The following is a 6,266-nucleotide window of genomic DNA, read 5'->3' as shown; positions in this document are numbered from 1 at the left end:
CTCGCTGCTTTATAAGTTGCTGGGTGCCATCAGGTGCCTTTGTGAAGGCTTGAGCCTAGTGCGGTGAAAGTTGCACGCTGGGTTCTTAGAGGGACGACACTTGGTAACAGGTGTCGTCTACTCGACAAAAACTGTTTTAGCAAACCACATCTATCATCATAAATGGCATACTCCCAACGCTCACAAAACTAATTCCCTCCCCCTAAAAGGGGGAGGAACTATTAAGTCCTTAACCCGATACCACGCGAAACCAGATAATGCGCAACTCCATACAGGGCCACGACAAAAATACCAAGCACACTGAACGAAGTAACAATTCCCACATCCGACACACCAAGAAAACCGTAGCGGAAGGCATTAACCATGTAGACGATTGGGTTGATTTTCGATACCGCTTGCCAAAAGTCAGGCAATAGGCTGATCGAATAAAATACCCCACCCAAGTAGGTTAATGGGGTCAATACAAAGGTAGGAATAATCGAAATGTCATCAAAGGTTTTAGCAAAAATGGCGTTAATCATGCCGCCTAAAGCGAACACAACAGAGGTGAGAAAAACCGTCGCCGCAATAATCCCCCAATGATCGACCTTGAGATCAACAAAGAACAGCGACACAAGGGTCACTATCGTGCCCACCAGCAAGCCACGCACTACCCCGCCCATCACAAATCCGGCGATAATGACGTAGTTAGGTACAGGAGCAACTAACAACTCTTCGATGTTTTTCTGAAACTTCGCACTAAAGAAAGAAGAGGCGACGTTCGAGTATGAGTTAGTGATCACCGACATCATGATTAAGCCCGGGACAATATATTCCATATAGCTAAAGCCGTTCATCTGGCCAATACGCGAACCAATTAGGTTGCCAAAAATAATGAAATAGAGCGTCATGGTGATGGCTGGCGGTACTAAGGTTTGCACCCAAATACGCGTAAAACGGTTGATTTCTTTAGTCAGTAAACTGCAAAAAGCCGTCCAATATAAACGATACATCATGATTATCCTCGGCTTTGCTGTTGAACAATGCTGACAAACAGCTCTTCAAGGCGGTTCGCTTTGTTACGCATCGAAAGCACCGTAATTCCCTGTTCTGTTAACTGTGAAAAGACTGAATTTAGCCCTTTCGTTTTCTCCAACTCAATTTGTAACGAACCGTTGAGCATAGTTTGCGAGATCACACCACTGAGTTGTGGCGCTGGCGGAGAATTCTCTGCGATATCTAAAATAAAGGTTTCGAGCTGTAATTTGGCCAGCAAATCCTTCATCGAGGTATTTTCAATAAGCTCACCTCGGTTAATAATGCCGATATTGCGGCACAGCATCTCCGCTTCTTCTAAATAGTGCGTGGTTAAGATAATGGTGATCCCTTGCGCGTTAATCTCGGTTAAGAACTCCCACATCGAACGGCGCAGTTCAATATCCACACCGGCGGTGGGTTCATCTAAAATCAGTAACTTAGGCTCATGCATTAAGGCTCGAGCAATCATCAAACGGCGTTTCATACCACCAGAAAGATTACGCGCACGCTCTTTACGTTTTTCCCACAAATCGAGTTTTGAGAGGTACTTCTCTGCCCTCTCTTTCGCTAACGCTTTCGTCACGCCGTAATACCCAGCTTGCTGCAACACAATTTGCTCAACCGTTTCAAACTGGTTGAAGTTAAACTCCTGCGGCACTAAACCAATGTGTTGTTTGGCAAGCTCAAGATCTTTATCAATATCAAAACCAAACACTTTAACGGTGCCAGAGGTTTTATTGACCAGCGAAGAGATAATGCCAATGGTGGTTGATTTCCCGGCTCCATTGGGCCCAAGCAGTGCGTAAAAATCGCCTTTTTCAACCTGTAAACTCACCCCTTTTAGGGCCTCAAACCCACCAGCGTAAGTTTTTCGTAATTGTTCTATTTCTAATGCGTACATTCCACGGATCACTCTTTGTGATGTTAACCTATCCAATGTGCTGCTAAGGCTCGCGTTTTTCAACCCAATATTAGAAATTGATAAAATAAAAAAACGCAGATCCAGCGATCTGCGTAATTCATTCTTGCACAACCTTAACGCTTAACGATTTTGGGCTACCTGCTTAACCGCAGCATTGAGCGCTTCATAACGAAACGAAAAAGTCTGCTCGGTTGGCACCAGATCCAAAATATGAAACTTTTCCAGTTGCTGTTTGGTGTGCACATTTGGGCAAAGTAAGTAGACCGCGCAGTGGGCATCTAAGGCATCATTAATCGCGTTTTCTAAAGCAAGCCCAACCGTCACATCAATCATAGGTACATCAGTAAGATCTAAAATCATCGCTTCATAGTCACTGATGTGATTGTGCTGGCGAGCGATCGCTTTAGATACACTAAAAATCATCGGCCCTGAGAGATAAAAAAACAGCACCTTACCATTGGCTTGATCCAATAAAGCTCGTTCGCTATCAGTCAATGGCACATCGTTTTCATCAGCATCACTAATGGCTTTCACTTGGCGAGCTTGCTCGCGGCTCAAGCGTTCTATGATCAAAATATTTGATATAAAAACGCCCAAGCCAACCGCAACAATCAAATCGACAAAGACAGTTAACAGCATCACGCCATACATGATGGCCATCCCCTGCACACTCACTTTATGCGCGCGTTGGATAAAGCTCCAATCAAGAATATTGAAACCAACATACACCGCAATCCCTGCCAATACCGCCATTGGAATCGGTTCGGTTAAGCCTCCCGCCACCAACACCACTAAGGCTAATACTAAGGCACGAACTACACCAGACAGAGGAGAACGCGCGCCGACCTGAATATTGGTCACCGTACCCATGGTTGCACCGGCACCCGGCAACGCACCCAATAAACCCGCGATCATATTAGCCAGCCCTTGCCCTCGCAGTTCTTTATCGGAATCATGCTCTTTACGCGTTAGAGAATCGCCAATTACCGCGGTGAGCAACGTATCAATGCAGCCGAGCGTACCGAGTACTAAAGCGTCAATCACCATGGTGGTGAACATCTCGGCATTAAAGGTTGGAATAACAAAAGAGGGTAAGCCAGCAGGGATCACACCAATACGGCGGATCTCATCGCTATCAAATAACAGTACCGAAACAAGTGTCACGCCGACTAAAGCGACCAATTGAACGGGCACTTGTTTGCGATATTGAGCCGGGAGAAAAAATAAAATGCCTAAGGTTAACAAACCAAGAAAGAGCTCACTGAACTTCATCTGGCTAATGATCTCGGGCAACGCGGTTAACGTTCCCATCACTCCCCCAGCGGGAGCCGCCTGACCAAGCAGCGGTGACAACTGCAGGATAATCAAAATCACCCCAATTCCTGACATAAAGCCAGAGATCACGCTATAGGGCATTAAGGTGATGTATTTCCCAAGTTTTAAAGTGCCAAGTACAATCTGAAAAGCGCCTGCCATCATGACAACCGTGAAGCTAACTGCAAGCCCCGTTTCAGGATAACGTGCCACCATGCTGGTTAAAATGGCCGTCATAATGACCGTCATTGGCCCTGTGGGTTCAGAAATTAATGTAGATGAACCACCAAACAAGGCAGCAAACAGCCCCACCAATATTGCTCCCCAAAGCCCTGCTTCTGCACCCGCACCAGACGCCACACCAAAAGCCAAGGCAAGTGGCAGTGAAATAATCGCGGTCGTGACGCCACCAAAGACGTCACCTTTTAGGTCGATATCGGCAAAACGGCCTCTAAACACAATGCTTTTCCTCATACTCAAAATAGGTTGTCTCACTCTAACAAATCATCATTCTAATCATTAACCATTATTTTACATGTGATTGATTCTCTGTTGACCATCCAAATAGCGATGGAAGCAGTTTAATTTTTTTACTAGGAAAACTCGTCAGATGAGTGAGTGTTTTGTCATTTTATAAGAGAACAGAATTGTAACATTGTGTATAGTCAGGCCTATTCTTGCGCATTACCATTGATGCGATTGAACTATTTTTAAGGGAAGTGAGATGCCAGAACTGAAACAGCTTTTTGAAAATAACTCACGTTGGTCTGAATCGATTAAGGCTGAACGTCCTGAGTACTTTGCAAAACTCGCTCGCGGGCAAGACCCAGATTTTCTATGGATTGGTTGTTCTGATAGCCGAGTTCCGGCCGAGCGTTTGACTGGGCTTTATTCTGGTGAGCTGTTTGTACACCGCAACGTTGCAAACCAAGTGATTCACACTGACCTTAACTGCCTTTCTGTGGTGCAGTACGCGGTTGACGTACTGAAGGTCAAGCACATCATCATCTGTGGGCACTATGACTGCGGTGGCGTCAACGCAGCGATTGATAACCCACCGCTGGGCTTGATCAACAACTGGTTACTGCACGTGCGTGACTTATACCTTAAACACCGTACCTACTTAGATGCGATGCCAGAACAGGATAAAGCCGACAAATTGTGCGAAATCAACGTTGCCGAGCAAGTGTATAATTTAGGTAACTCAACCGTACTGCAAAACGCATGGGAGCGCGGCCAAGATGTCGAGCTGCATGGCGTGGTCTACGGTATTGAAGACGGACGTTTGGAATACTTAGGCGTTCGCTGCGATTCACGTGAGCGAGTCAACGACACCTATCAAAAAGCGATGGAAAAAATTCTTAATGCGCAACATAACTTGCTGTGTCGATAACAGCGTATTAATTGCCGTGAAAACTGATAGTTAAAAATATAGAATGCCCACTATTTAGTGGGCATTCTATTATCGCTGGCAAAATTACGCTTGCGGCACAACTTTACCAATGTAAGGTAGGTGACGATATTTTTGCGCGTAGTCAATACCTACGCCCACGACAAATTCATCTGGGATTTCAAAACCGATCCACTTGACCTCTACAGGTACTTCACGGCGTGAAGGCTTATCCAGTAAAGTACAAATGTGAATGGATTTAGGTTCACGTAAAGACAAAATTTCTTTTACTTTATTTAGTGTATTACCCGTATCAATAATGTCTTCTACCAGCAACACATCTTTACCTTTAATGTCATCATCCAGATCTTTCAGAATGCGCACATCACGTGAGCTTTGCATCGTGTTGCCATAGCTTGACGCGGTCATAAAATCGACTTGATGAACTAAGTCGATCGCGCGAGCTAAGTCTGCCATGAAGACAAATGAGCCGCGCAACAAGCCCACTAGCACCAGATCTTCACTACCTTGGTAATGCTCTGTGATTTGTTTGCCTAATTCACGAATTCGTTCCTGAACCACTTGCTCAGAAATCATCACTTCAACTGTATGTTTCATACTGTTCTCTTTTCGGGTGATGCGACACGCTACGATCATCGCAGTTTAATGATGGCGTCGCGTAACTAGCTTGGCGCGTATAGTACCACTGCCACACAGGATAGTTAAATAATTAGCAAAACTCTGGATATGATGAAATAAAGCTCCTACGCTGCCGCAGACACGCTCACCACAAATACGCCACATCAATAAAAGCTACAATAAAACACGTTGAATCTGATGGGATTTAACACGATCGCACAAAAAACAAACTCGAAACGTTGACCTCAACCATATGCAGCAGTACACTCATAAAGCTTTAAAGCAACTAACAAAATAATCATTAGAGCGAAAAGCTCAATTCAACAGTCATTGGCAAGGATTAACAACTCATGGAAACATCGATAGAAAAACGCCCCAGAACTCGCTTATCACCACAAAAACGCAAACTTCAACTGATGGAAATCGCCCTTGAAGTGTTTGCAACACGGGGAATAGGCCGAGGTGGCCACGCAGATATTGCTGAAATCGCCCAAGTTTCAGTCGCTACTGTCTTTAACTACTTTCCAACCCGAGAAGATTTAGTCGACGACGTACTCACTCATGTTGTACGTCAGTTTTCAAACTTCCTCGCAGATAATATTGATCTTGATTTGCATGCGAAAGATAACTTAACCAACATCACCACTAAGATGATTTCTCTTGTGATTGAAGATTGTCACTGGTTAAAAGTATGGTTTGAATGGAGCGCTTCAACGCGCGAAGAAGTGTGGCCACTTTTTGTCTCCACCAACCGTACTAATCAACTTTTGGTACAAAATATGTTTATCAAAGCCATTGAACGTGGCGAAGTGTGCGATCAACATGAGCCAGAACATCTTGCTACGCTCTTTCTTGGTATCTTCTACTCACTGTTTGTACAAGCAAATCGTATACAAGACGAAGCCAGCATGGGTGTACTCGTGAAAAGCTACCTCAGCATGCTCTGCATCTATAAAAAAGATCACTAGGCTTAACTTCCTAGTC

At 44.7% G+C, this 6,266-nt stretch carries 6 protein-coding genes; 2 read left to right on the top strand and 4 right to left on the bottom strand.

What is annotated here, in order from left to right; genetic code table 11:
- Positions 1-221: 221 nt before the first annotated feature.
- From AACQ79_RS16505 to AACQ79_RS16495, 3 genes are all read right to left on the bottom strand, one after another.
- On the bottom strand, positions 222-992 hold the full coding sequence (locus AACQ79_RS16505) for an ABC transporter permease (RefSeq protein ID WP_010319547.1): 771 nt from the start codon (positions 990-992) through the stop codon (positions 222-224).
- A gap of 5 nt (positions 993-997) precedes the next feature.
- Positions 998-1,918 (bottom strand): ABC transporter ATP-binding protein, encoded by a 921-nt coding sequence (locus AACQ79_RS16500; protein WP_026027559.1) that lies wholly within the window; start codon positions 1,916-1,918, stop codon positions 998-1,000.
- 141 nt (positions 1,919-2,059) lie between these two features.
- Positions 2,060-3,727, bottom strand: a complete 1,668-nt coding sequence (locus AACQ79_RS16495) for a SulP family inorganic anion transporter (protein ID WP_047690045.1) — start codon at positions 3,725-3,727, stop codon at positions 2,060-2,062.
- A gap of 250 nt (positions 3,728-3,977) precedes the next feature.
- On the opposite strand from AACQ79_RS16495, the gene can reads away from it, so the two are divergent.
- Complete coding sequence (gene can, locus AACQ79_RS16490) at positions 3,978-4,646, top strand: carbonate dehydratase (RefSeq protein ID WP_013857670.1); 669 nt, start codon at positions 3,978-3,980, stop codon at positions 4,644-4,646.
- An 84-nt stretch (positions 4,647-4,730) separates the two neighbouring features.
- On the opposite strand, the gene hpt is transcribed toward can, so the two are convergent.
- Positions 4,731-5,261 carry a hypoxanthine phosphoribosyltransferase gene (gene hpt, locus AACQ79_RS16485; protein ID WP_010319544.1) on the bottom strand — a complete coding sequence of 177 codons (531 nt, stop codon included), beginning with the start codon at positions 5,259-5,261 and terminating at the stop codon, positions 4,731-4,733.
- A gap of 371 nt (positions 5,262-5,632) precedes the next feature.
- On the opposite strand from hpt, the gene AACQ79_RS16480 reads away from it, so the two are divergent.
- Positions 5,633-6,250: a LuxR/HapR/OpaR family quorum-sensing transcriptional regulator gene (locus AACQ79_RS16480; protein WP_017043694.1), complete on the top strand. Its 618-nt coding sequence runs from the start codon at positions 5,633-5,635 to the stop codon at positions 6,248-6,250.
- Positions 6,251-6,266 lie beyond the last annotated feature (16 nt).

The organism is Vibrio sp. 3-2(1), from assembly GCF_963887575.1.
In the GTDB taxonomy this organism is placed as follows: Bacteria; Pseudomonadota; Gammaproteobacteria; order Enterobacterales; family Vibrionaceae; genus Vibrio; species Vibrio anguillarum.
This window is presented reverse-complemented; position numbering and strand designations above follow the sequence as displayed.

Bases quoted from the DNA above. Each gene is read 5' to 3' on its own strand.
- AACQ79_RS16480 (WP_017043694.1), top strand. From the start codon at position 5,633: ATGGAAACATCGATAGAAAAACGCCCCAGAACTCGCTTATCACCACAA.
- can (WP_013857670.1), top strand. From the start codon at position 3,978: ATGCCAGAACTGAAACAGCTTTTTGAAAATAACTCACGTTGGTCTGAA.
- hpt (WP_010319544.1), bottom strand. From the start codon at position 5,261: ATGAAACATACAGTTGAAGTGATGATTTCTGAGCAAGTGGTTCAGGAA.
- AACQ79_RS16495 (WP_047690045.1), bottom strand. From the start codon at position 3,727: ATGAGGAAAAGCATTGTGTTTAGAGGCCGTTTTGCCGATATCGACCTA.
- AACQ79_RS16500 (WP_026027559.1), bottom strand. From the start codon at position 1,918: ATGTACGCATTAGAAATAGAACAATTACGAAAAACTTACGCTGGTGGG.
- AACQ79_RS16505 (WP_010319547.1), bottom strand. From the start codon at position 992: ATGTATCGTTTATATTGGACGGCTTTTTGCAGTTTACTGACTAAAGAA.